Below are 23,651 nucleotides of genomic sequence, written 5' to 3'. Positions count from 1 at the left end.
AAGTCGCTGCATTCTGCGAAAGTAAAACTGCTTATGGTTAGACTGAACAGAACAAGTAATTTGTATCTAAACTTAAAAATATTGAACTCCCTTATCATTCAAATGACTAATCTATCTGACGAGGTAATAAAGTTTGTAAGATACACGTCAAACACCTTAAATGTCATTAGTGAATTAGATTACAAAGTTAAAGTAGTTATAACGATTACAATATAGTAGGTGTTTTTTTCAACGAGCATGTTATTTTAAGTGAATTGTTTTTATGCGAGTCGTTAAGCCTCATTTTTAAAATATTTTGGATGAAAGGTGTATTTATGAAAAAAGGTCTTCTTACTGCTGCAATTATTTCTATTTCTTGCTCATCTACTTTATTTGCTGCTTCATGTGATGATACTACGTTGCATAGCTACATGGAGCATATCAAAGATGAGATGCGCTCCATGTCCTCAGATGTAAAGTCTGGTGACAATGAATCTGCTGCTAAACGAGCAAATACCTTGATTACGTACTTCGAGAAGGCACGTACTGAAACACCTTATAAATTCACGGCTGAAAACTTGCAAGGCAATGAATTAAAAGATCAAAAAGCAGAATACACGAAAGTGGTTGATGGCACTATCGTGGTACTGAAAGATCTAGAGGTGGCATTGCAGTCTGGTGATTCCTCTAAAGTGAAAGAGTTGCTTGGTGCGATGGGCAACCAAAGAAAAACTGGTCACAGTTCTTTTAAAGCAAATTGCTAGTTCTGCTGGATGACCTAGCATGAATTCACTGCTACAATGCGCGCGATAAAGAGAGGATATTATGGCTCGTGTTAAAAAATCGCGCAGTATGCGTGGCAAACTTGGAAAAACTGGTTCAAAAGAGATGATGAAAGAGCAAAACAAAGCTCGTAAATCCTCACCAACTCGCCGTTTTGTAACTAAAAAATCCAAGGAACGCAAAGAACAAGCGCACAAAAAACTTGAACGATTAGGATTGCTTCCAGAAAAAGAAGCTGGGGCAGCACCTGTGCGTCCTCGTCGTTTTGTTTTCGTAAAACCTGTTGATGAAAAAGCAGAGCAAGCGGAAGCTATGGAAAACGCTAACAACATCGATACGGATAGTGAAGATCTGTCACTAGACGAATTGTTGTCTGCCTTTACTGAGCAAAAGTAAGTAAATAAACGTAAAATAAAAAAAGGCTGCTGATGCAGCCTTTTTTTATGCTAAAAAAGCACCCTAGAATAAAAAATATTAACTAGGGTAATCTGATAGATAGGTGATAAGTGTGAAAGCTTCTGTTCCGATGTCGAGTGTTCGCTATCTTTTAAAAGCAGTTGAAGGTCAAGGATTAGACCGTCAGTCAGTGTTAGAGAGTTTAGAACTAACACAAGATGAAATAGAACAGAGTGATTCATTTCCCGCTTATCGGTACGGTATGCTTTATCAGAAAATTATGTGGCTTATGCAAGATGAGTCATTTGGGATGCTGAGCGGTGGTAAAGTGCCAAATGGTACGTTCAGAATGATGTGTCTTTGTATCATACATGCACGAAGCCTTGCTCATGCTTTGTATCGCTGCAGTGATTTCTATGAAATTTGCCGAGGTCCAACGGTTAAGCCTGTGTTGATTAAAAAAGGTCGTTTCGCCATGGTGACCTTTGCACCTTTGGACTCTTCTGAAGAAAATATCAGCGAGCTGGTTGTGCCTGAGTCAAAAGAGCAGCTAAGAACAACCCTTTCTATGTGGCATCATTTTATTTGTTGGTTAATTGGTCGTCGATTAAATTTGAAAGCGGCTTACTTCACCAGTGAGCGACCAGACGATGTTGAATATTATAAAACTCTTTTCCAATCCGAGGTTAAATTCAACCAACACGCCAACGCTTTAGTATTTCCTGCCAGTTATCTTGATATGCCTATTGTGCAAACAGAAGACAGTTTAAGAGGCTTTTTAAAAACCGCGCCATACCAGTTGTTGGTGATGGTTGAAAATGACAACAGTTTGAAATCACAAGTCATGGCTATGCTAGGAAAGGATTTCTCCCGAGAAATGCCGAGTGCGGATGAAGTAGCGAGTGCGCTTAATATGAGTGTATCCACATTGCGACGACGTCTAAATGACGAAAAAACCTCCTACCAGAACATCAAAGATGACTGTCGTAAAGAAGCGGCGATTACTTATATGAACGCGCCTCAACTCAGTATCAACGATATCGCCGCGTTAATGGGATTTGATGAACCTAGTGCTTTTTTCCGTTCTTTTAAAAAATGGACGGGGATGACGCCAGGCGAATATCGAAAAAGTGAGGAATACTTAAAGTTTGGCAAAGCAATGAAACGCCTATAAATTATACCTTTAACGCTTTTTATTTTATGCCGTGAATGTATTTGTCAGAAATATAGGCCTGAATTGTTATTGAGAGATTTACTTTATTTTTCCATCCTATAGGCATAAATCCGCTCGGATAACTAACCGGAGAATAAAAAATGAGCGAATACCTATATCCAATCAATGACATTTTATTCAGCTTACGTTCCGTTGCTAAAACTGAGCGCCTTACACCTTATTTAGAAGATGCTGTCGATAACGATCTATTAGAGGCGATTCTTGGGGAGGCTGGTAAATTAGCTGAGCAAGTTATCGCGCCTATCAATGCCAGTGGTGACAAAGAAGGCTCTCGGGTAGAGAATGGCGAGGTTATTGAGGCTAAGGGCTTTAAAGAGGCTTTCAAGGCGTATTCAGAAGGTGGCTGGATCGGCCTATCTGGCGACCCAGAATACGGCGGACAAGGCCTTCCTTCTTATGTCGCAACGGCTGTTAACGAAGGCGTTCAAGCGGCTAACCTAGCTTTTTCCCTATGTCCTTTGCTAAGTCTAGGGGCAATCGAGGCGATTAGCTTGCATGCCAATGATGAGCTAAAGAGCCTTTACCTTCCAAAAATGTTGGCTGGCGAATGGGCCGGCACAATGAACTTAACTGAGCCTGCTGCAGGTTCTGATCTCGCCGCCATTGCTTGTAAGGCCACACCTGATGGCGACGTATTTCGTATCAAAGGGCAAAAAATATTTATCACGTGGGGTGATCACCAAATGAGTGACAACATCATTCATTTGGTATTAGCTCGTCTACCAAATGCACCTGATGGTGTGAAAGGTATTTCTCTGTTTATCGTTCCAAAATTCCTTTTAGATGACCAAGGTGAGCCTGCTCAGCGTAATGATGTTCATGTGGTTTCTGTTGAACATAAAATGGGCATCCATGCGTCACCAACTTGTGTGATGAGCTTTGGTGATAAAGAAGGTGCGGTTGGCTATCTTGTGGGTCAAGAAAACGAAGGCATCAAAGCCATGTTCACCATGATGAACAATGCAAGACAGGGTGTCGGCTTGCAAGGGTTAGCTATATCAGAGCGAGCTTATCAACAAGCGTTAACCTATGCTCAAGAACGTAAGCAGGGCATGAATGCTGAGCGAACAGGTCGTGCCGCTATCATCGAGCATCCTGATGTATTGCGTATGCTGATGACGATGAAGTCGCAAATAGATGCCATGCGCTCTCTTATTTATGTGGCAGCGGTTGAAAATGACATGTCACACCTTGCTTCAGGAGATGATCAAAAACACGCCATCGCTCGAACCGCTCTTTATACTCCGATTGTTAAGGGATGGATCACTGAGCAAGCTCAAGAAATCACTTCTTTAGCGGTTCAAGTACACGGTGGTATGGGATTTATTGAAGAAACTGGTGTTGCTCAGCACGCACGTGATGCACGAATTCTACCAATTTATGAAGGTACAAATGGCATACAAGCAATTGATTTGATTGGTCGTAAATTGTATGCCGATAAAGGCCAGTCAATGACCTTGCTGTTGGCAGATATAGAAACTGAGCTTCATTCTTGGCAGCAACCTAATGTTTGTATTCATGCTGATAAAATAAAACCTGTACTTGAGCAGGCTAAACAAGCAACAGCAAGCTGTTTGGCCGCAATGGAAAAAAATCCTGTCTTAGGTACGGGCTTAGCGTATTCTTATATGATGCTAATGGGATATTTGATTGGCGCGTGGTTGCAAGTAAGAGCATTACACGCCGCACAGGATGATGAAAAATTGAATGAATCGCAGAAAAATTCTTGGGAGCATTCTGTCGCATTTTATTGCGATCATGTTTTGCCACGTGCTTTGGGCCATGTTTATTCAATAATGTTTGGGTCAACAACTGTTGACAATCTAAACAAAAATGCTTTCAATCGATAAAAAGTATTTTATGACCATAAAGAATGCCCTAAACAATAATAATGGGAGGCAACATGTCAGATAGAGAAGTAATGGAATTTGATGTTTTAATTGTCGGCGGTGGTCCAGCTGGGTTATCTGCAGCCTGCCGTATTATGCAAAAAGCGCAGGATGAAGAAAAAGAAATCAGCGTTTGTTTGGTTGAAAAAGGCTCTGAAATTGGAGCGCACATATTATCTGGTGCCGTAGTTGATTCAAAAGCCTTAGCTGAGCTTTTTCCTGAATGGCAAGAAATGGATGCGCCATTAAATACAAAAGTAAACGTTGACGAACTTCATTGGCTAGGCTCAGAGAGTGCTTCGAAAAAATTCAGTAATTGGATGATTCCAAAGACACTACATAACGATGGCAATTATATTATTAGCCTTGGCAACCTATGTCGCTGGCTTGCAGAGCAAGCTGAATCTTTGGGTGTAGAAGTCTTTCCTGGTTTTTCTGCAGCGCATGTTGCTTATGATGATAAAGGCAATGTGGAAGGTGTTATTACGGGAGATATGGGTTTAGCGGCTGATGGCTCTGAAAAAGATGGCTTTATGCCGGGCATGTTACTCAAGGCTAAATACACCATTTTTTCTGAAGGTTGTCGTGGCCATTTAGGCAAAGAGCTTCTTGCTCGTTTTGAGTTGGATAAAGATAAGGCTCCTCAACATTATGGTCTTGGTATAAAAGAGCTGTGGGATGTTCCTGAATCTCAAAGCAAACCGGGCACCGTTATTCATACTGCTGGTTGGCCGTTAGGCAATGAAGCCGGAGGCGGCGGTTTTTTATATCATTTAGAAAGTAATCAGGTAGTGGTTGGTCTCATTGTCGACTTAAACTATAAAAACCCATACCTAAGTCCTTATGAGGAATTCCAGAAATACAAGCACCATCCTGTTATTTCTGAGCATTTGAAAGGCGCAAAACGCGTTTCTTATGGCGCTAGGGCAATTGCAAAAGGTGGCTGGGCCTCGTTGCCTAAAATGAGTTTCCCAGGTGGTTTGCTGATTGGCTGTGATGCCGGTACGTTAAACCCTGCCAAAATCAAAGGTACTCACACCGCAATGAAGAGCGGGATGTTAGCGGCAGAAAGCATTTATGATGCACTACAGTCAGAAGCGCCTGCAGCAGATCTGGTTCAATTTAATGACGCTATGCGTAATTCTTGGTTAGGAAAAGAATTACAGCAAGCACGTAACTTTGTACCTGTGATGCATAAGTTTGGTACTTTCTGGGGAGGCGCTTATAACTGGTTGGATCAAAATGTTTTTTCAGGCGGCTTGCCATTCACATTTAATGATATGACACCCGACTATGCATGCATGGAGCTAGCTGAAAAACATGTGGCTCCAAAGTATAAAAAACCAGATGGATTATTAAGCTTTGATAAGCTGTCTTCTGTATTTTTGTCGAATACTAATCATGAAGAAAATCAACCGTGTCATTTGCAATTAAAAGATGCGGCTATTCCGATCCAAAGCAACCTACCTAAATACAATGAGCCTGCTCAACGGTACTGTCCAGCGGGTGTATATGAAGTTGTTGAGTCCAATAATGAATCCATTTTTCAGATAAACTCACAAAACTGTATTCATTGTAAAACTTGTGACATTAAAGACCCTGCACAAAATATCACATGGGTAACACCAGAAGGTTCTGGTGGACCAAACTACCCAAATATGTAGTAGCACAAAGTGTTAGAGTAAACGGATCACTTATATGTGCTCCGTTTGTTCTTATTCATTACTGGATTTCACTTTTTGACTGATTAATAATAGTGCCCTACAAAAAGGGGAATCCTATGCGCTTGTGGGTCGATGCTGACGCCTGTCCAAATGTTATTAAAACCATTCTTTTTCGTGCTGCTGAACGTCTTGAAATCTCCTGCATTTTGGTAGCCAATCAAGCCATTTCTATTCCCCCATCAAAATGGATCGAACGCCGTGTGGTAAGTTCTGGCTTCGATGTCGCGGATAATTACATTGTCGATAATATTGATACTCAAGATTTGGTAATCACTGCAGATATTCCTTTGGCATCAGATGTGATCAAAAAAGGCGCCTTAGCAATTAACCCACGTGGTGAACTTTATACAAAAGAAAATATTAAACAGCGCTTGAGTATGCGAGACTTCATGGAGCAAATGCGTTCTTCTGGTATTCAGACGGGTGGCCCTGCGGTGTTTAGTCAACAAGACAGAATGGCTTTTGCCAATACGTTGGATAAGTTACTGGCACAAAGAATCAAGTAAAGGTTTCCTATTGAGGAATCTGGAAAGTGTTTGATGAATACTTTCCAGATTATTCAATGTTTATAGGTGATTTTATATGAAAAAAATCGTGGTTGTTGGCGGTGGTGCCGGTGGTTTGGAATTGGTTACTAAGCTAGGGCATAGCTTTGGTAAAAAACGCCAAGCAGAGATCGTACTTATTGATAGAAGCCAGACACATATTTGGAAGCCTCTGTTACATGAGGTGGCAACCGGCTCTCTAGATATCAATAACGACGGCGTCAACTACAGAGCCCATGCCGCTAAACACCACTATCAGTTTCAATTAGGTACTTTGATGGGAGTTGATCCTGAAGCGCGTACTTTAACGTTGGATTCTCTTTCTGATGATATGGGTCACATTGTTCTTCCTGAACGCTCTATTTCTTATGATATTCTCGTCATGGCAGTAGGGAGTGTGAGTAACGATTTTGGTACACCTGGTGTCTTAGAACACTGCTATTTCCTAGACTCTCATAAACAAGCGGAACGTTTCCAGCAGGCGCTTTTAAATCAGTTCTTACGTGTTCACCAGGAAGGAACGGATGCCAAGTTAAAGCTAGCCATTGTTGGTGGTGGCGCAACGGGCGTTGAATTGTCTGCAGAGTTGTTCCATGTGGCTGATATGCTTAAAGCTTACGGCATGCCGGAAATGTCTGGTAAACGAGTCAATATTCAACTTATCGAAGCTGGCCCACGAATTTTAGCGGCTTTGCCAGATCGAATTGCTTCATTAGCAACGAAAGAGCTGATCCGTTTAGGCGTTACTGTTAGTCAAAGTACACGCGTTGTACGTGCTTATGATGGCGGTTTTCAAACAGCGGATGAGAAAAATATTGAAGCAGATTTAATGATTTGGGCAGCTGGTGTAAAAGCACCCGATTTTGTTGCCAAGATTGAAGGCTTCGAAACCACAAGAAACAACCAGATATTGGTTAAAGGGACATTACAGACAACAGGGTTTGAAAATATTTATGTCATTGGCGACTGTTGTGCTTGCAAACAAGCTGATGGTTCTTTTGTTCCACCTAGGGCCCAGTCTGCTCACCAAATGGCATCGTTAGTCTTTGAAAATATTAAGGCGTCTTTCTTGAGTGAGCCATTGAAAGAATATACTTACAAAGATTATGGGTCCTTGGTTAACCTGAGCCGTTACAGCACAGTGGGGAACTTAATGGGTAATCTCATGGGGGGCTCTATGTTTATAGAAGGCCGCATTGCTCGTTTCGTTTATGTGTCTCTATATCGGCTTCACCTTATTGCGATACATGGCTGGTTTAAAGCAACAGTAATCATGGCTGCGCAAAAGATCGGCAAGGTTGTTAAGCCAAAGCTGAAACTACATTAATCTCTAGCTTACATAAGCAACATAGAAACCGAGTCATTATGAACTCGGTTTTTTTTGGCTTCAAATATCTGGTCTGGCGATTATTGTGCTAAAGCTTGACCTATGTGCTACCCATAGGTTTTACACTAAGGTTACAGTTTAGATATTTCAAAGGAGTTTCTATGCGAGTGAGTGAACTAGCAAAAAAAGCTAATGTGACAGCTGAAACAGTTCGTCACTACACTAGGCTTGGGCTGATCAACGCAGAGCGAAACCCAAACAATGGTTATCAGCTATACGATAAAGTGGCATTACAGCGACTAAATTTCATTCGCCAAGCCAGTGATTTAGGTTTTAGCTTAAAACAAATTGAGGAGATTTTTCATCAATCTGACAGTGGTGATTCACCTTGTCCTATGGTTCGCGATTTGTTGGAAAAGAAAGTTCCTGAAACAAAATTAAAGATAGCTCAACTACAGGCGCATTTAGTCAAAATGGAAGACGCGTTAGCAGCTTGGGAAAATATGCCAAATGGTGCACCTGATGGGCATTCAATCTGCTGTTTGATTGAAGACTGGGAAGATGCCAAGTAAGGCGATCAATAGCTATATAAGAGGAGGGTAGAAATGACGTATCCAGAACCAAAACCAGCTGATCAAATGATAAGGCTAACGTTAAATGTTACTGGCATGTCTTGCCAAGGTTGTGTGTCAAAAGTTCGCAAACTCATTCAAAAAAAAAGTCCTGAAGCGACCATCGAAGGTATGCCGAAAGAGCATAAATTAGTGGTTACATCGGATTTGGACTTAGCTGCTATTGAAGCTAGTGTCCAGAAAGCCGGATATAAATCATTAGGCTTGTTTGATGATAGTGAGCTTGCTCAATCAAATAATGGGCAAGAATCCAACGAAGCAAACACAGTAAGCAAAGAACAAGACAGTACAGACAAAATAGATAGTTCATTCAGCTACCAATTTTCTATTGGTGGAATGACCTGTGCTGGTTGCGTAAATACGGTACAAAAGGCACTGTCGAATTCTGCCGATGTTGTTTCCGCCGACGTTAACTTCGCTAACCATACTGCGCAAGTCATCACCAAAGGTTCTTCGGACGCATTAATCAAAGCGGTGGAGGATTCAGGTTATCAAGCAAGTCTTATTCTTGATGCAGAAAAAAGCGAAGAAGAGCGGGGCGAAAGAGAACTAGCGGAATATCATCATAAATGTAAATCGTCAGCGCTGGGTTTAGGCTTAGGAATTCCCTTGATGCTGTATGGCCTGTTTGGCGGAAATATGATGGTGAGCTCGCTCATCGAAAGGATGATCTGGTTTGTGGTTGGTGTTGCAACACTGTTGATTATGGTGAGTGCGGGTAAACATTATTTCCGTGGTGCATGGAAAGCCTTTACCAGCCATCAGGCTAACATGGATTTATTAATCGCTTTGGGTACTGGTAGCGCTTGGTTATATTCCATGTTGGTTGTGTTGGCTCCAATAAGTTGGTTGCCAGATAGCGCTCGCCACTTATATTTTGAAGCAGCCGTGATGATCATTGGTTTAATCAACCTTGGTCAAGCGTTAGAGCTTAGAGCGCGTCGTAAAACAAGCCAAGTCTTACATCGACTTTTAGACCTACGTCCTAAAATGGCCACTCGAGTAGATGGAGTTACAGAGTCTCGTATTAGCGTGACAGATATCAAGGTGAATGACATCTTGAGAGTTCGTTCTGGTGATAAGATTCCTGTTGATGGAGAAGTTTTAGAAGGCCTTTCAACAGTAAACGAATCTATGCTGACAGGTGAAGCTGCGCCAATAGAAAAAAACGCAGGCAGCTTGTTATCCGCAGGAACGGTAAACGGACAAGGTAGTTTGCTATTTAAAGCGACTCGCATTGGCTCGGATACGTTACTCGCACAGATTATCGCCATGGTTGGTAAGGCGCAAAACTCCAAACCACCCATTAGTGTGTTAGCCGATAAAGTATCTTCTATCTTTGTACCAAGCGTGGTTATTATCGCCATTTTAACAGCGCTTGCTTGGTTTAATCTTGGCAACGAATCTGTTTTCTCTTATATGTTGGTAACAACTATATCGGTGCTGATAATCGCTTGTCCTTGTGCTTTAGGATTGGCGACACCTATTTCTACCATGATAGGGATAGGTAAAGCTGCAGAATATGGTGGTCTTATTCGTAACGGTGAAGCCTTACAAAGAGCGAGTGAATTGACTGTTGTTGTGCTGGATAAGACGGGAACGATTACAGAAGGCAAACCGAAGGTCGTTAATGAAATATTAAGTGAGCAAGCTCATGAAGATTTGGTTGCAAAAATCGTTTCAGCTCTAGAGTCGCGAGCCAATCATCCTTTGGCGGATGCTTTATTAGAACATTGCCAGACAAAGACTGAAAAAAAAGAAAATGTTACTTTGGAGGAGTTTGAGTCACTTGCTGGTTTGGGCGTGAAAGGCAGTATTGAAGGGAAGGCTTATTATCTTGGTAATGAGCGCCTGATGAAAGAAAAGGGCATCTCTATAGACTTGCTCGCTACAGATGATCTGCATAATACAGCAACCCGTGTCTATTTCTCGGATGAAGCAGCGTTAATGGCTGTTTTTTATATTGAAGATCCCATTAAGAAAGGCGTCAAATCGGCTATTTCGAACTTCAAACAACAAGGCCTCAAAGTTGTCATGCTGACTGGCGACAACCCAGAAACGGCTGCTTCAGTTGCCAACATGGTAGGTATTGAAGATTATCATGCGCAACTGATGCCAGACGATAAACTGAACTGGGTTAAGAAACTTCAGTCTCAAGGTGAAGTGGTTGGAATGATTGGTGATGGCATTAACGATGCGCCAGCTTTAGCCCAGGCGGATGTGGGCTTTGCGATGGGAGCAGGAACCGACGTTGCCATGGAAAGCGCAGATATCACTTTGATCCATAATGACTTAAACGGCGTCGCAGATGTTATTCAGATAAGTACCGCTACGTTAAGGAATATCAAACAAAATTTATGGGGGGCATTTGCTTATAACAGTTTAGGTATTCCTATTGCAGCAGGGATTTTATTTCCGTTTACGGGATGGTTGTTGAGTCCAGTTATTGCTGGTGCTGCAATGGCCCTCTCGTCTGTAACGGTTGTCACTAATGCTAATCGACTTAGATGGTTCCGTATTTCTCGCTCTAATCTAGAAAGTACTGAGGAGGTTAAATGAGCGTACTCATTAATGTTCTAGGTGTTTTGCTAATCCTATTTGTTGTCTATTGGTTTTGGTGGCCAACCCACCAGAAGCAGACTAAAAAGCACAGCGAGAATAAGTAAAGGCATCTTTCAATAAGCAATGGCTCAGTAAGTGTTGTAAAATAACCTCAAAGATCAATAAGCCAAGAGCACAAGCTCTTGGCTTATTTCGTTTTCAATCTTAAATCGTCACTCTTGTTTATTAATCTTGAATCAAATATCGGAGCTTTTATGCTTGCTTATCAGTGGGGTATTTTTGCCATTGCCCTGGGTACTTTCGGAATAGGGACAACTGAATTCATGCCCATGGGCTTGTTACCAGTTATTGCTGATGGCGTGAATGCATCCATTCCGGCTGCGGGTTTATTGATTAGTGCCTATGCTGTCGGTGTCATGATAGGTGCGCCATTAATCACCTTATATTTAACGCGTTATAGCCATAAAACCTCTTTGCTAGCGTTAATGGTGGTTTTCGTCGTTGGTAACATACTTTCTGCTATTTCTGTGAACTACGAGACTTTCTTATTTTCGCGAATTATTACCAGTCTTTCTCACGGTGCTTTTTTCGGTATTGGTGCCGTTGTTGCTATGAATCTAGCGCCTTTTCATAAAAAAGGGTCTGCGGTGGCGTCGATCTTTTTGGGTTTAACCATTGCTAACATTGTTGGTGTTCCTATTACCACTTGGTTGGGGCAAACTTTTGATTGGCGAATATCATTTGCGGTGACCGCGATATTAGGCGTTGTCGCTTTCTTCGGTATTAGCCGCAGCTTGCCCGTTATGCCGCGGGCAGAAAAGCCTGATGTAAAAACAGAGCTAAAAGCCATCATACAACCTGCTGCGCTGAGAGCTTTTGCAACTACGGTGATGTGTGCAGGTTCGATGTTTACGCTTTATACCTACATTGCGCCGATCATGCAGACATTGGCACAAGCATCTGATAACGCCATCGCAACCATGCTGATGTTGGTTGGTATTGGCTTTACCTTAGGAAATTATATTAGTGGTAAGATTACCGATAAGTCACCAGATTTAGCCTTGTTTGTCTTTCTTGGCTTACAGGTATTGGTTTTGTTAATGTTTCGTTTTACCTCGACAACGCTAATTGGTGCAGGCTTAACAACCTTATTATGGGGCGTGGTGATATTCGGTAGCGGGCCACCGTTACAAATGCAAGTTATGAAAATTGCGGATCAAGCTCCAGGTTTAGCTTCGTCTATAAATATTGGCGCATTTAACTTAGGAAATGCTTTAGGAGCAGCTCTAGGCGGATTGGTTATCAGCATCGGCTTTAGCTTTGATTGGATTCCGAGCGCTGCCGCAGCGCTGTCTTTCATTGCATTAATTATGGTTTGGTTAAATCACCGTAAACCTAACAATATCACTAAAGATAATCTAGAAGAAAAGTCTGTTTAAAATGTTATAGCGGAAAAGAGGTGCTGAACGTGCCTCTTTTTTTATGCTATAACTTCAAGCGTAGTATGAGTAATTCGCTCGCAGACTTAAACCAATGTAATGGATGTACAGTTTGACCACATTAAAAAGTAAATTCCTAAAACTCAATCGACTTATTTTATTTTTAGCGCTAACCGCCACTGTTTTAACCTTTGTAAATAGCTTTTATTCGAATTACGAAGTTCAAAAAGCGCAATTGATACAGCAAACAATAGAAGTTAATAGAGCCTATGCCAGTAAATTATCTGATACGACAGAGGTGTTCATTACTTCTTCCAAGCAGCAACTTGTTTATGCGGCAAACTCACTGTTTGACAAAATGAACAATGAAGAACGCTTAAAGGAAGAGGCCAATAGGCTCAAATTCCAAACTGATAGTTTTAATTCTGTGGTCATTAGTGATGCATCAGGTCTAACTCAAGCGGCTTCACCAGAGACTCTGGATTTAGTCGGAAGACGGCTTACCTCTGCCGGTAGTTTAGAAGCTATAGAGGAAAAAACGCTACTTATTAGTAGTCCATATCTTTCTACTCTAAAGAATTTGATTGTTTTTCTTTCTGCTCCTGTATTTGATTTTCAAGGAAATTATTTGGGTTTTCTCGGTGGGTCTATCTATTTAAAAAGCCCTAATATTTTGAGCGAGATATTGGGTGAACATAATTACAAAAATGGCTCTTATATCTATGTGATAGACCAAGACAAGCAGGTCCTTTATCACCCTGAAAAAGATCGAATTGGTTCATTTGTCGCCGAAAATGATGGTGTTGATGAAATTGTCGCCAAAAAAGAAGGAGGGTTGTTACTGACCAACAGTAGAGGGATTGATATGTTGGCAGGTTTCTCAACTATTCCTAGTACTGGCTGGATTGTCGTTACACAGAGTCCTTTAGAGTCCACATTAGTGCCTTTAACAGGCATTATGGAAAAAGTTATTTTACGCACTTTGCCCATGGCTTTAGCCGTTTTTCTATTTATTTGGCTATTTGCCCGAGCCATTTCTCGACCTCTTCAGCAGTTAGCTGATAGAGCGAGATCACTTGATAGTCCAACTGTGAATGAAGACATAGAAAGTATCGACTCTTGGTACGTGGAAAGTTTAGGTCTTAAAAAAGCCATGTTGAGTGGTGTAAAGCTTATCCATAATCAGATTGGGGAGCTTAAGCGAGATGCCGAAACCGACCCATTGACTGGTGCAAATAACCGCAGAGCTTTTGAGTTTAAACTAAAGCAGTTAGCCTTACTTGAAATGCCTTTTTCAATTTTAGCCTTGGATATTGATTATTTTAAGCGTATCAATGATAGCTATGGTCATAGTGTGGGCGATGATGTTCTTAAGCAACAAACGCAAATATTGAACCGGTTTTGTAGAGATGGCGACATGGTTGCCAGAACTGGCGGTGAAGAATTTGTGTTGTTATTGAAGCAAACTTCTTTAGAGGATGCTTTTATAATAGCAGAGCGGTTACGTGTCGCAATTTCTGATGAAATATTTGACGTCGTTGGAAACATTACGGTTTCAATTGGTATTTCAACGTGGTCAATATCAGACGGTATCAGCATAGAGAAAACGCTTTCATTAGCGGATAAAGCACTTTATCAGGCTAAAGAACAAGGTAGAAATCGCTGTATTATCGCATGATCTAAACGGTATTGGATTTTTAGGAAGAGGGTGTTTATGGTAATTCATAGACACCCTTTTTTTATCTAATCTCAAATACCAGTTTAGTAGATATACAATCAGCTCAAAACGTGATCATTAGGTTTGATTTGAGGCGGTAGATCAATTTTTCCAAGGGCTCTATGAGCATCTCGCTCAATGATTCGAACCATCGAATCGGTTGGTAAGTCATTTACATCATTGCCAAACGGATCTTCTAATTCATTGCCAATTGCATCTAATCCAAAGAACGTATAGCTGACTATTGTCGTAAATATAGGTGCTAGCCAACCTAGCGGCTCAGCCATTGCAAATGGTAACAGTAAGCAAAAAACGAATGTTGTTCTATGTAATAGAAGTGTATATGGGAATGGTAGTGGTGTATTTTTGATTCTTTCACAGTTGGCCTGAGCTTCAGATAATCCTATTAAGCGTCTTTCAAGTTCTAAATAGCGCCATTCACTTATAACACCAGCGGAAGCTAGTTTTGAGCATTTTTCACCTATCTTGCTTAAAATTGTATCTGCAGGATTATCGATAAAAGTGAGCTTATCATCAATAATGATTTTCCCCCACATTTTTCTGCCTTCCCACCATCGGTCATAACATGAACTGTTCCTGAAGCTCATGAAAATGGACAGTGATAAACCTAAAAGAGTAAACGGGATGGAGCTAACATTCTCGAATGACTCTGGATATGTTTTTTCTAACAGAACAATGAGCGAGGCAAAAACGGTAATTAACAACACACGTAAAGCTATGCGTTTGGCAATCGAGCCTTTAAGCGTCGTAAGTATAACTATCCAATTTGGATTTGGGCGAACAATCATAGGAAAGCCTAAGAGTAAGATACATTTAATAAAAAAGTTATTTGTCAGGCCAAGACTTGCTGAATTTACTCAGAATAAACATTCAGAGAGATGATTGTTTAGCATTTCAATAGAAGGATGAGTTGGCTCGCGAATGATAGAACCAGCGATCATGGGTTCCAAGCATTAGTAATCATTAGCTAAAAATAGTCATTATGCGTATAAAACATATATTTATGCTATTTCCGATAATAACATTTATCGGAAATAGTGAATGTTATTCTAATCCTATTAAGTGGCATATTTCTAAATTGTGCAAAAAAATAGCTCGTTAAATCGTTTCGTCATTTTTTTGTAACGCAATTCTTTCATTATGAGTTTTTAACTTTTAAACAATCTACTTTTGTATAGGTATTCTTATGAACAAAAACAAACTGATTATCGCTGCTTTGCTTGCTGGATCTCTTAGCGCTTGCTCTTCAATGTCTTCTGACACATCTGCTGCTTCAAAATACGATGTCGATGGATTCACTACAAAAGTTGAAGATGGACGCCTTTGGGTTTTTGAGGAAGGTTCTAAGGAATTAGAGTTCTTTAAAGAACATGGTGAGCCTGCCAAACAGTATACAAATATCGGTGCTGGCCCAGACGGTATGACGGTTAAATCCGCAAGCCAAGAAACTTTAGATAAGTATTTGTCTGCTACTAAAAAATAAGTAATAAAGACGACTCAGCTAATATACTTACGGTTAACCCCATATAAACTTTGTTGAGTTTATATGGGGTTTCTGCATTCTGGGCTATTTAGAGCTAGATGCCCTATTTAGAATTTAACCAACTCTGTAACTCAACCAGTGAACGGATTTGGTGAGTTGGTGTTATCTCTTTTGGATGCTCTTTGTTGTGATGGTTAAGCCAGCATGTATCAATGCCAAAGTTGTTTCCTCCTAAAATGTCTGACTCCAAGGTATCGCCAACCATAAGTACGTGTTCTTTGTTTGGTGAGCCCATTTGTTCAAAAGTATGTTCGAATATTTTAGGGTGTGGTTTAGCAACACCAACGGACTCTGAAGTAACCACGGGTGCGAAATATGGTAAAAAACCTGTTCGCTCTAGTCGTACTGCTTGTAACTGGACAAAGCCATTGGTGATTATGCCCATCTTGATATTGTTTGCATGCAAATACGACACGAGTTCTACCGCGCCTGGTAATGTCTTACAGATTTCCGCCATGGAATCTAAAAATTGCTTGTTAAGCTCTTTGGCGCTGATGGCTAGTCTGTCGCTCCATAATTTAAAACGACGTGTTTGTAGTTGTTCTGCATTAATCTGATTATTTTGATAATCCACCCAAAGCTGTTTGTTTACAACCTGGTATTCATCGTATTCAACTTTTTCAAAAGTGACACCATGTCGGGCAAACATGTGTTTTAAACCTGCGAAATTATCGAAATGAAAAAGCGTTTCGTCGGCGTCAAATAGGATCCATTTATATTTCATTGTTTCTACTTCTGTGCTCTTAATTTATGTACATTAATAATGTTCAGGATGAATTGCAGGCGCTAACGCAAGCACTAATGCTTGGGTGTACACGCTTTCTCTAGTGGCTGCATGGTTTGTAAATAAGCCGATGGCGCCGCCTTTTTGTCGGATGTTATCGGTATTAAACAGCTCATCCATTACTTGCCCTAATTCTTCGTTTGCTTGCAAGCGTTGATAAACCTTATTTGGCAGAGGTAAATTTGCTGAACGTCCTGTCATTAAATCACCATTGCTAGCTAAAACAGCTACATAAGCAAAGGTCGCTGCGCCCTCCTCGAATTCATCGACGCCACCTTCCATGGCAACAAAGAAGTTCATATCGTTACTAGTTCTATGTTCGGAGCAATATCTGGCACGGTTTTGTGCACCAAGGCGAGTTTCCGCTTCTGTCATAGGTTGATCAGCAACACCAGACGGCGCATGCATCTCTTCACAATGAATGATGTGATTTGGGAATGCCTGCGAAAAAGCCTGTCTTGCCGCATTTACTTTGACGGGATTAGTTGATCCAACACAAACTCGAATGACAGTAGAGCCTAGTTTGATGGTCATTTACGCCTCAATTTCAAAAATAAAAAATAAAAAAAGCCGCTATGTTGTGAATAGCGGCTTGGTATTTAGTCTACTCTAGGCCTAGGCTTGCCCTTTAATAATTGGCGTTGGGCAAACCACGTCGGCATTTTGCGCTCTATGTCTTAGCAAATGATCCATAATGGTCAAAGCTAGCATTGCTTCAGCTATGGGCGTAGCGCGAATACCTACACAAGGATCATGACGACCTTTGGTAATCACTTCTATTGGATTACCAGCACGGTCGATACTTTTGCCTGGGATAGTGATGCTCGATGTTGGTTTTAGCGCCATGTGAACAACAATATCTTGTCCAGATGAAATACCGCCCAATACCCCGCCAGCGTGATTACTTAGAAAGCCTTCAGGCGTCATTTCGTCTCGGTGTTGGCTGCCTTTTTGCTCAACAACATCAAAACCGTCACCAATTTCAACCCCTTTGACGGCGTTGATGCTCATGATGGCTTTAGCAATATCAGCATCTAATCGATCAAAAACAGGCGCTCCTAAACCAGGCATCACATTTTTAGCGATAACCGTGATTTTCGCACCGACAGAATCGCCTTCACGACGAAGTGCAGTCATATATTTCTCAAGTTCCGGAATAGCATCGGGGTCTGGGCTAAAAAAACTGTTTTCATAGACTTGGCTTAAATCTTTGACTTCTAGTTTGATTGGACCAAGTTGTGACAAGAAACCTTGGATTTCGATACCAAATTGTTGCTTCAAGTATTTTTTTGCAATGGCGCCAGCAGCTACACGCATGGCGGTTTCACGAGCGGATGAACGACCGCCACCACGATAATCGCGGAAGCCGTATTTTTGATCATAGGTGTAATCAGCATGAGCAGGACGGAAAGTGTCTGCGATGTTGCCGTAATCTTTTGAGCGTTGATCTGTATTTTCTATTATTAAGCCAATTGGTGTGCCAGTAGTTTTGCCTTCAAATACACCAGACATAATTTTGACTTCGTCAGCTTCACGACGTTGTGTTGTATGCTTCGATGTACCAGGTTTACGCAGATCCAAATCGCGCTGTAAATCTGCTTCGCACAGCTCAATGCCTGGAGGGCAACCATCTACAATGGCGCCAAGCGCAAGACCATGACTTTCACCAAACGTGGTGACTTTAAAAAGTGTTCCAAATGTATTACCAGACATAGTTTATTTCTGCTCTTGTAATAGTTCGCTAAGTTGTTCTTTAGTTAGGATAAAAACACCATTACCACCCTGCTCTAATTCGACCCACATAAAAGGAATGTTCGGGTAAGCAGCTTGTAAGGCTATTTCGGTGTTTCCTACTTCGTATACTAATATACCGCCATCTTGCAGATAATGCGCGACTTGGGCTAAAAAATCATGGGTAAAATTGAGGCCATCTTCACCTGATGTTAAAGCTAATTCCGGTTCATTATGGAATTCCGCTGGAGCATTTTTAAAATCTTCGGCATCCACATAAGGTGGATTGCAGATAATTAGATCGTATTTTTTACCCGCTAAGCTTTTAAACATATCTGAATGAATGGCATGAACTCGCTCTTCGACTTGATGACGGACAATATTTTCATTGGCAACTAATAATGCGGGTTCACTGATATCGGAAATATCGACTTCTGCGTCTTCAAACACTAAGGCAGCAGCAATGCCTAAGCAACCAGATCCGGTACACATATCTAAAATATTCAACGGATAGTTTTTAAGCCAAGGTGCAAATTCGCTTTCTAATAGAGAAATAATCGGAGAGCGCGGAATCAATGTGTCTTTGGTGACTTTAAACGGTAGTCCCATAAACCAAGCTTCCCCTAGAAGGTAAGGCAATGGCTCACGTTTGGTTATGCGAGTTTGCACTAGCTTAAGAATATGTTTCTTTTCATTGTAGGTCAGCGCGCAATCCAACATATCACGATCAAAGTCGAGTGGAAGTTTTAATGCGCCCATAACAAGATGAATGGCTTCATCCCATGGGTTGTCTGTGCCATGACCGTAAAATAAGTCGGCCTGTTTAAAGCGGCTAAAGGTCCAACGAATGAAGTCTTTGATGGTGGATAAATCACGAACGGCTGATTGTTTGTAGCTCATCTTCTCTTCTTAATTATGAATGCGCGGGTATGGCGAGTGACGCATTATAACGGTTATTGTTTCGTGCCTCTATCTTTGCGTTGCATGGTTTTCACTGAGCTGGTTAATGCATCGAGCTTTTTTGTCATTTCTTGCCACTTTTTCGCGTCTTCTTTTGTTTTGTTATGTTGAACTTCGTCTAGCGTGGCTGTTAGTTTCGCATTTTCCTCAACTAGCTTTATGAGCTGGTTATCTTGCTTGGCAAGATCTACTTCTTTTTGAGAAAGGTTGATTCTGAGCTCGGTGATTTCTTTTTGCTCTTGTTTGATCTGGGTGGTCAGCACTGCGTTTTGAGTAATCACCTCTTGGTACCTTTGTTCACTGAATGCAAGTTTCTGTTTAAATGTTTCTGCTTCGTCACTTACTTTCTTGTGCTCTGACGTTAATGAGTCATGTGCTGCTTGTAATTCGATTAATGCTGAAGATAAAGATAGATAACCGCTTTGTGTTGCTTCTTGCTTGAGTATTTGGTGTTGCTCAATTTCGGATGATTTCTCATCGAGCAATTTTCCGAGATTTTGAGTTACTTCTCTTGAGAAACGTTTAAAGACAGGAAGCAATACATCATTGAGTTCGCTTAACTCATGTTGTTGCTGTTCTTTGTAGGCTTCTTCCCAGTCAGTGATCGCATTTAGGAAGGTAGTGTTTGAGCAGCGCCGACCGTCCTTTTGTAGGAAATATTCGGTTAAACGAGGAATATTTGGAAAGCTGTTTTTTTCTATCAACTCCCAGCAAGCTTGGTGAATTTCTTCTCTTGCTATGTTTGCTTTACGAGCCATAGTTCATCCTATACTGGTCGTTTAAGATTTAAATTAAATAAATAACGAAATTATTTTATCAAACTTATCTTTTTTGTAAAACAAGATGGCGGAATTATTGCAGCTTTCATTTTTTGCTTTGGTATATTTTAGACAATAAAAAAGCTCCCGTAGGAGCTTACTGATACTGAACTGATCTTAATGTCGAGCTGATGTTTATTGAATGCTGGTAGTATTTATGACTCTTGTTGCCATTTCAACACCAAACTCTTTGGCTAACTCTTTCCAAGAATCTTGTTTTGGCTCATAAACAACAGGCTCCGCATCGGGAAAGCGTGAGTCTAATATTTCGTTTACGCTTGCTAAGCCATCAATCAAACCAATCTTAATTGCTTGTGAACCGGTAAATACCATACCTGAGAACACATCATCCGTAATAACAAGTCTATCGCCGCGGCCTTCTTTGACTGCATTAATGAACTGTTGATGAGTTTCATCTAGTACTGCCTGCCATTTTACTTTTGCTTCTTCAGTCATTGGAGCAAATGGATCAAGAAATGCTTTGTTACGACCTGCCGTAAAAGTGCGTCGCTCTACACCAATCTTTTCGAGTAAATTACTTGCATCAAAACCGGAGGAAATAACACCAATAGAACCAACTAAGCTGGCTTTATCTGCGTAGATTTCATTTGCGGCGGACGCTATGTAGTAGCCACCTGAAGCGGCCATATCTTCAACAACTACTAGAACTGGAATGTCTGGATAGTTTTGCTCTTTGGCGCGGATAGCATCGTAAATAATGCCCGAATGAACAGGACTTCCGCCTGGGCTGTTCATTTCAATGACCACACCTTTGAGACGAGAGTTCTGGTAAGCTGCATCAAGCAAGCTAACAAACTCAGAGGATTCAATCTCGTTATCGGCACCGATAACGCCCCGCATTGGAATCATAGCAACTACATCACTTTCTAAACTAACGTCTTGAAAGTTAGATTTTGCAAACCAGCCACCAACTACCGCTAAGAAGATGGCAAGTGTGGTAAAACGAAAGAAGATTCTCCAGCGTCTAGCACGACGTTTTTCAATAAGGTTTTCGCTGAGTGTTTTTTCTAGTAAGGACCAAATCTCTTTATTTGGATCTGTTGTCTCTATTTCGGGCTTTTTCTCAGTATGTGCATGCTCGCTTGAGGTTTCGTTAAGCGACTGTTTGCGATCTTCGTCTTCTGTCCAGCTCATTTTCTATAACCCTAAAATGTTTGATAATTGATTGAAATCGTTTATTAGCGCGTGCGGTTGGCAAGCTCTTAGTCGTTCTTCTTGATGTGCGCCATAAGTTACCCCAATGCTTTTTATTCCCGCATTGGTTGCCATGTTTAGATCGTATTCCGTATCGCCAATCATAATGGCGTGCTCTGGCGAAATATTTAGCTCTGCTAATATTTGCTCTAGCATTAAAGGGTGTGGCTTTGAAATCGCTTCATCGGCGCAGCGAGAAGCAACAAAGTAATCTCTTGTATTGGTTAGAGACATTACCCTTTCGAGTCCTCGGCGACTTTTGCCAGTTGCTACCGCCATTTGCATGCCTGTGGCTTGCAGTTTATTCAGTACATCTATTACGCCAGGGTAAGCCAATGGTGGGGTTTGATCTGACGCGACATAAATAGTCTTATAGTGTTTGATTATTGCATTTTGCTCATTGGAAGATAGTTCTGGCCAAACCGTGTTGATGGCTTTATCTAAGGATAAACCAATGATGTTTTTTATATCGTCTTTTGTTCTTTGCGGTGCGTTTGCCAACTGTGCAGCTTGTAACATGCTGTGACATATATTGTCGATGGAGTCGAATAAGGTACCGTCCCAATCAAAAATTACCAACTTAACCATAGATACCTCTTAAGAATAATTCAGAGAAAGTGTACCATAACCGAAAATGACAAAATAAGGATTGGTAATGACTACTGGTTATACGTTAGAGCAACTTTCAATTGATCAAAGTGTTGAATATCGCAAAGTGGTTACACAAGCAGATGTACAAGCTTTTGCAGACGTGACAGGCGACACAAACCCCGTTCATTTGGATGCTGAGTATGCAGCGATAACCTCGTTTGGCAAGCCTATTGCTCATGGCATGCTAACCGCTGGCTTTATTTCGGCAGCCATTGGGACTAAATTACCAGGGCCTGGCTGTATTTATTTAGAGCAAACGTTGAAGTTCCGCTCTCCCGTTTTTGTTGGACAAGAAGTGGTTACCAAAGTAACGATCACAGATATTAACGAGCGCCGTCGTCGTGCAACACTCAAAACAGTGTGTGAGTGTGATGGTAAGGTTGTGGTGACAGGTGAAGCTACGATAATGTTGCCTGTATAAGCGATCTATTAAACAGTAATGATGCTTAAAAAGAGCATTGCTGATGCGGCAATGCTCTTTTTTCGCGCTGTGTAATAGTACTTGTTTCACAAGGAAAGTCGTGGCGTAAGCTTTTTACGCCCTTTTTGATTAATCACTCTTATTTGCATCACAATTGTTAGGCAAAGTGTGTGATCGTGAAAATATGCGGCATTTTGTAAAAAAGGCTGTGATTTACCGAAGTGCAGGCCTATATTTATTAGACAGATCAAGGACTAGGTGTTGCCATGAAAATTCAATTGCTAATGATCATTGCGGTTTTTATATCGTCTATATTGACGATATCTCAGCGCGCCAATGCTCAAGAAGTAAATCAGTTTCGCTGGCTAGAACCTACTATAGAGCAAAGATGCGATGAAATCGTTGTCCCAGATCAAGGCAATGGATCAGATAACAGTTTTGTTTTATTTACTTCATCCCAAAACCACGTACCTACTTTAACTTCTACGGCTTTTTTAAGTTATCGTTTACCTGTTATTACTAAAATTAGTACTAGCATAAACCCAAGAGCTCCACCGTTTTCATTGATATAACCCATCCAATTGCTGTTTATATTTTATTCTTTACTGGGGATTTATCATGAAAACTTTAACTTATGTATCTACAAAAGACGTTAATAATCTAACTTGGCCTGCAACTACAGAGAACATAAATCTTTATTCTCCTGCATTGTCTGTATTTACTGACTTTCAAACCGCTGGGCCGCGCGTTATTGAATCTAATACTCGTGCAGATGAGCTTGTTCAACTAATGAGAAAAGAACACGTACGCATGAAAATAGTGGTAGATGCGGACAATCATTTTGTCGGCATTATTAGTCTCGAGGACCTATCTGAAGATGTGTTTATCAAGCAAGTTGCTAACGGGTTTAAACGTTCAGAGTTGATGGTTGCTGATTTGATGAGAGCGAAAGAAGTGTTACTTGCTCTATCGTATACATCTCTTAAGCATTCAGATATTGAATCACTTTTGTTTAGTCAGCGTAACAATAAGCTGCAGCATTTACTTGTTATTGATGAAGATACCAAGGCTATTCGAGGTTTGATTTCATCTAACGATGTTGCCCGTCAGCTTCGATTGGATATTGATGTTGCTTTCTCTAGTTTTGCGCATACTTACCAAAGCGCTATTCTTGGTCAAAAAGAGCCTGCAAAAAAGTTAAAAGTAGCTTAACTCACGATCAATTTTTTGAGCTAGTTGCTTAAAAGAAGCCCAGATTATTAATTAGATAATCTGGGCTT

The 23,651-nt window shown here is 40.9% G+C and carries 23 protein-coding genes; 15 read left to right on the top strand and 8 right to left on the bottom strand.

The window, feature by feature from the left end; genetic code table 11:
• The first annotated feature begins 314 nt into the window (after positions 1-314).
• The 11 genes from KPL72_RS04965 (at position 315) to KPL72_RS04915 (ending at position 14,188) form a co-directional block, all read left to right on the top strand.
• Positions 315-743 (top strand): cytochrome b562, encoded by a 429-nt coding sequence (locus KPL72_RS04965; RefSeq protein ID WP_219702051.1) that lies wholly within the window; start codon positions 315-317, stop codon positions 741-743.
• A gap of 61 nt (positions 744-804) precedes the next feature.
• Positions 805-1,158: a hypothetical protein gene (locus KPL72_RS04960; RefSeq protein ID WP_212915280.1), complete on the top strand. Its 354-nt coding sequence runs from the start codon at positions 805-807 to the stop codon at positions 1,156-1,158.
• A gap of 112 nt (positions 1,159-1,270) precedes the next feature.
• Positions 1,271-2,332: an AraC family transcriptional regulator gene (locus tag KPL72_RS04955; protein WP_212915279.1), complete on the top strand. Its 1,062-nt coding sequence runs from the start codon at positions 1,271-1,273 to the stop codon at positions 2,330-2,332.
• A gap of 140 nt (positions 2,333-2,472) precedes the next feature.
• Positions 2,473-4,242: an acyl-CoA dehydrogenase family protein gene (locus KPL72_RS04950; protein WP_219702050.1), complete on the top strand. Its 1,770-nt coding sequence runs from the start codon at positions 2,473-2,475 to the stop codon at positions 4,240-4,242.
• 53 nt (positions 4,243-4,295) lie between these two features.
• The gene (locus KPL72_RS04945) at positions 4,296-5,945 is read left to right on the top strand and encodes an electron transfer flavoprotein-ubiquinone oxidoreductase (RefSeq protein ID WP_212915277.1); all 1,650 of its coding nucleotides are present in this window, start codon (positions 4,296-4,298) and stop codon (positions 5,943-5,945) included.
• A 116-nt stretch (positions 5,946-6,061) separates the two neighbouring features.
• The gene (locus KPL72_RS04940; RefSeq protein WP_219702049.1) at positions 6,062-6,511 is read left to right on the top strand and encodes a YaiI/YqxD family protein; all 450 of its coding nucleotides are present in this window, start codon (positions 6,062-6,064) and stop codon (positions 6,509-6,511) included.
• Between the two features lie 76 nt (positions 6,512-6,587).
• Positions 6,588-7,877: an NAD(P)/FAD-dependent oxidoreductase gene (locus tag KPL72_RS04935; RefSeq protein ID WP_219702048.1), complete on the top strand. Its 1,290-nt coding sequence runs from the start codon at positions 6,588-6,590 to the stop codon at positions 7,875-7,877.
• Between the two features lie 161 nt (positions 7,878-8,038).
• A complete protein-coding gene (locus KPL72_RS04930) occupies positions 8,039-8,449 on the top strand; it encodes a MerR family transcriptional regulator (protein ID WP_212915274.1) in 411 nt (136 codons plus the stop codon).
• Positions 8,450-8,482: 33 nt separating this feature from the next.
• Positions 8,483-11,068, top strand: coding sequence for a heavy metal translocating P-type ATPase (locus KPL72_RS04925; protein WP_219702047.1), 2,586 nt, complete (start codon positions 8,483-8,485; stop codon positions 11,066-11,068).
• A gap of 257 nt (positions 11,069-11,325) precedes the next feature.
• A complete protein-coding gene (locus tag KPL72_RS04920; RefSeq protein ID WP_219702046.1) occupies positions 11,326-12,510 on the top strand; it encodes an MFS transporter in 1,185 nt (394 codons plus the stop codon).
• A gap of 112 nt (positions 12,511-12,622) precedes the next feature.
• Positions 12,623-14,188, top strand: coding sequence for a sensor domain-containing diguanylate cyclase (locus KPL72_RS04915; protein WP_219702045.1), 1,566 nt, complete (start codon positions 12,623-12,625; stop codon positions 14,186-14,188).
• A 98-nt stretch (positions 14,189-14,286) separates the two neighbouring features.
• Here KPL72_RS04915 and KPL72_RS04910 read toward each other — a convergent pair whose 3' ends face one another.
• Positions 14,287-15,036 (bottom strand): bestrophin family protein, encoded by a 750-nt coding sequence (locus KPL72_RS04910; protein ID WP_219702044.1) that lies wholly within the window; start codon positions 15,034-15,036, stop codon positions 14,287-14,289.
• A gap of 398 nt (positions 15,037-15,434) precedes the next feature.
• Here KPL72_RS04910 and KPL72_RS04905 point away from each other — a divergent pair, with 398 nt between their 5' ends.
• The gene (locus KPL72_RS04905) at positions 15,435-15,731 is read left to right on the top strand and encodes a hypothetical protein (RefSeq protein ID WP_212915270.1); all 297 of its coding nucleotides are present in this window, start codon (positions 15,435-15,437) and stop codon (positions 15,729-15,731) included.
• Between the two features lie 103 nt (positions 15,732-15,834).
• Here KPL72_RS04905 and yjjG read toward each other — a convergent pair whose 3' ends face one another.
• The 7 genes from yjjG to KPL72_RS04870 all read right to left on the bottom strand — a co-directional run bounded on the left by yjjG (position 15,835) and on the right by KPL72_RS04870 (position 21,887).
• Positions 15,835-16,515, bottom strand: a complete 681-nt coding sequence (gene yjjG / locus KPL72_RS04900; protein WP_212915269.1) for a pyrimidine 5'-nucleotidase — start codon at positions 16,513-16,515, stop codon at positions 15,835-15,837.
• Positions 16,516-16,548: 33 nt separating this feature from the next.
• A complete protein-coding gene (gene yjjX / locus KPL72_RS04895; RefSeq protein WP_219702043.1) occupies positions 16,549-17,109 on the bottom strand; it encodes an inosine/xanthosine triphosphatase in 561 nt (186 codons plus the stop codon).
• A gap of 81 nt (positions 17,110-17,190) precedes the next feature.
• The gene (gene aroC, locus KPL72_RS04890) at positions 17,191-18,288 is read right to left on the bottom strand and encodes a chorismate synthase (protein ID WP_219702042.1); all 1,098 of its coding nucleotides are present in this window, start codon (positions 18,286-18,288) and stop codon (positions 17,191-17,193) included.
• A gap of 3 nt (positions 18,289-18,291) precedes the next feature.
• A complete protein-coding gene (gene prmB, locus KPL72_RS04885; protein ID WP_219702041.1) occupies positions 18,292-19,206 on the bottom strand; it encodes a 50S ribosomal protein L3 N(5)-glutamine methyltransferase in 915 nt (304 codons plus the stop codon).
• 53 nt (positions 19,207-19,259) lie between these two features.
• A complete protein-coding gene (locus tag KPL72_RS04880) occupies positions 19,260-20,024 on the bottom strand; it encodes a hypothetical protein (protein WP_219702040.1) in 765 nt (254 codons plus the stop codon).
• Positions 20,025-20,219: 195 nt separating this feature from the next.
• Entirely contained in the window at positions 20,220-21,239 is a 1,020-nt protein-coding gene (gene sppA, locus KPL72_RS04875; protein WP_212915264.1) for a signal peptide peptidase SppA, read from the bottom strand.
• 3 nt (positions 21,240-21,242) lie between these two features.
• A complete protein-coding gene (locus KPL72_RS04870) occupies positions 21,243-21,887 on the bottom strand; it encodes an HAD-IIIA family hydrolase (protein ID WP_212915263.1) in 645 nt (214 codons plus the stop codon).
• Between the two features lie 67 nt (positions 21,888-21,954).
• Between KPL72_RS04870 and KPL72_RS04865 the strand changes: the two genes are divergently transcribed.
• From KPL72_RS04865 to KPL72_RS04855, 3 genes are all read left to right on the top strand, one after another.
• Positions 21,955-22,371 (top strand): MaoC family dehydratase, encoded by a 417-nt coding sequence (locus KPL72_RS04865; protein WP_219702039.1) that lies wholly within the window; start codon positions 21,955-21,957, stop codon positions 22,369-22,371.
• A 266-nt stretch (positions 22,372-22,637) separates the two neighbouring features.
• The gene (locus tag KPL72_RS04860; protein WP_212915261.1) at positions 22,638-22,943 is read left to right on the top strand and encodes a hypothetical protein; all 306 of its coding nucleotides are present in this window, start codon (positions 22,638-22,640) and stop codon (positions 22,941-22,943) included.
• Between the two features lie 46 nt (positions 22,944-22,989).
• Positions 22,990-23,583 carry a CBS domain-containing protein gene (locus tag KPL72_RS04855; protein WP_212915260.1) on the top strand — a complete coding sequence of 198 codons (594 nt, stop codon included), beginning with the start codon at positions 22,990-22,992 and terminating at the stop codon, positions 23,581-23,583.
• The last annotated feature ends 68 nt before the right edge of the window (positions 23,584-23,651 follow it).

Origin of the sequence: Marinomonas lutimaris, from assembly GCF_019426345.1 — a bacterium.
Lineage (GTDB): Bacteria > Pseudomonadota > Gammaproteobacteria > Pseudomonadales > Marinomonadaceae > Marinomonas > Marinomonas lutimaris.
The sequence above is the reverse complement of the archived record's forward strand: the minus strand, read 5'-3'. Positions and strand labels throughout refer to the sequence as shown.

Excerpts from the sequence above, each read along its gene's own strand:
- KPL72_RS04965 (WP_219702051.1), top strand. The coding sequence starts at position 315 with ATGAAAAAAGGTCTTCTTACTGCTGCAATTATTTCTATTTCTTGCTCA.
- KPL72_RS04960 (WP_212915280.1), top strand. The coding sequence starts at position 805 with ATGGCTCGTGTTAAAAAATCGCGCAGTATGCGTGGCAAACTTGGAAAA.
- KPL72_RS04950 (WP_219702050.1), top strand. The coding sequence starts at position 2,473 with ATGAGCGAATACCTATATCCAATCAATGACATTTTATTCAGCTTACGT.
- KPL72_RS04945 (WP_212915277.1), top strand. The coding sequence starts at position 4,296 with ATGTCAGATAGAGAAGTAATGGAATTTGATGTTTTAATTGTCGGCGGT.
- KPL72_RS04940 (WP_219702049.1), top strand. The coding sequence starts at position 6,062 with ATGCGCTTGTGGGTCGATGCTGACGCCTGTCCAAATGTTATTAAAACC.
- KPL72_RS04935 (WP_219702048.1), top strand. The coding sequence starts at position 6,588 with ATGAAAAAAATCGTGGTTGTTGGCGGTGGTGCCGGTGGTTTGGAATTG.
- KPL72_RS04930 (WP_212915274.1), top strand. The coding sequence starts at position 8,039 with ATGCGAGTGAGTGAACTAGCAAAAAAAGCTAATGTGACAGCTGAAACA.
- KPL72_RS04925 (WP_219702047.1), top strand. The coding sequence starts at position 8,483 with ATGACGTATCCAGAACCAAAACCAGCTGATCAAATGATAAGGCTAACG.
- KPL72_RS04920 (WP_219702046.1), top strand. The coding sequence starts at position 11,326 with ATGCTTGCTTATCAGTGGGGTATTTTTGCCATTGCCCTGGGTACTTTC.
- KPL72_RS04910 (WP_219702044.1), bottom strand. The coding sequence starts at position 15,036 with ATGATTGTTCGCCCAAATCCAAATTGGATAGTTATACTTACGACGCTT.
- KPL72_RS04905 (WP_212915270.1), top strand. The coding sequence starts at position 15,435 with ATGAACAAAAACAAACTGATTATCGCTGCTTTGCTTGCTGGATCTCTT.
- yjjG (WP_212915269.1), bottom strand. The coding sequence starts at position 16,515 with ATGAAATATAAATGGATCCTATTTGACGCCGACGAAACGCTTTTTCAT.
- yjjX (WP_219702043.1), bottom strand. The coding sequence starts at position 17,109 with ATGACCATCAAACTAGGCTCTACTGTCATTCGAGTTTGTGTTGGATCA.
- aroC (WP_219702042.1), bottom strand. The coding sequence starts at position 18,288 with ATGTCTGGTAATACATTTGGAACACTTTTTAAAGTCACCACGTTTGGT.
- prmB (WP_219702041.1), bottom strand. The coding sequence starts at position 19,206 with ATGAGCTACAAACAATCAGCCGTTCGTGATTTATCCACCATCAAAGAC.
- KPL72_RS04880 (WP_219702040.1), bottom strand. The coding sequence starts at position 20,024 with ATGGCTCGTAAAGCAAACATAGCAAGAGAAGAAATTCACCAAGCTTGC.
- sppA (WP_212915264.1), bottom strand. The coding sequence starts at position 21,239 with ATGAGCTGGACAGAAGACGAAGATCGCAAACAGTCGCTTAACGAAACC.
- KPL72_RS04870 (WP_212915263.1), bottom strand. The coding sequence starts at position 21,887 with ATGGTTAAGTTGGTAATTTTTGATTGGGACGGTACCTTATTCGACTCC.
- KPL72_RS04865 (WP_219702039.1), top strand. The coding sequence starts at position 21,955 with ATGACTACTGGTTATACGTTAGAGCAACTTTCAATTGATCAAAGTGTT.
- KPL72_RS04860 (WP_212915261.1), top strand. The coding sequence starts at position 22,638 with ATGAAAATTCAATTGCTAATGATCATTGCGGTTTTTATATCGTCTATA.
- KPL72_RS04855 (WP_212915260.1), top strand. The coding sequence starts at position 22,990 with ATGAAAACTTTAACTTATGTATCTACAAAAGACGTTAATAATCTAACT.